This is a genomic window from Lentzea indica (assembly GCF_012184385.1).
Lineage (GTDB): Bacteria > Actinomycetota > Actinomycetes > Mycobacteriales > Pseudonocardiaceae > Lentzea > Lentzea indica.
In genome coordinates, this window is sequence record NZ_VSRL01000595.1 from 1 (window position 1) to 676 (window position 676).

Here is a 676-nt window from a genome sequence, read left to right on the forward strand (position 1 = left end):
CGACGCCACCGCCGGAACGCTGGAGGTCCACGTGTCCGCAGAGGAGCTGGCGTCGCGCCCCCTCGTCGACTTCCCGCCGACCGGCCGCGAGTGGACCGGCACCGGCCGCGAGCTGTTCGCCGCCCTGCGCCGTACCGTCGGACCTGCCGACCGCGGTGCGACGGTGTTCGGCCCGATCACCGCCGACCACTTCGCCCCGGTCACGCACCACTAGCTAGACCCCGCACCACCAATATATTGGCCCCAACACCACCGCTGACCTGTCCCTTAGCAATGAGACTTTGGACGTCGTCCGCAAACGTTTTTGCATCCGGGGTGGACATGGCAGGCGTGGGACGGCGCGCGATATATCGGTTTTCGATCTCAAAGAACTGGCAAGGAGTGCACTCGTGACCAACGGTGTGACCACCGGGGCAGACCTGCTCACGCTGTCGCCCGTCATCCCCGTCGTCGTGGTCGACGACGCCGACCACGCGGTGCCGCTCGCCCAGGCGCTGCTGCGCGGTGGCGTCCGCGTCATCGAGCTCACGCTGCGCACCCCGGCCGCGCTCGCCGCGATCGAGAACGTCGCGCGCGAGGTGCCGGAGATCGTGATCGGCGCGGGCACCGTCACGGCGCCGGAGCACGCCGAGGCGGCGGCGAAGGCGGGGGCGGCGTTCTCGTCACGCCGGGCACG

The 676-nt window shown here is 70.3% G+C and carries 2 pseudogenes; both read left to right on the forward strand.

Features of this window, described 5'->3' with window-relative positions:
- A pseudogene (locus FXN61_RS49835) lies at positions 1-214 on the forward strand (phosphogluconate dehydratase); the annotation flags it as partial.
- Between the two features lie 187 nt (positions 215-401).
- A pseudogene (locus tag FXN61_RS49840) lies at positions 402-676 on the forward strand (keto-deoxy-phosphogluconate aldolase); the annotation flags it as partial.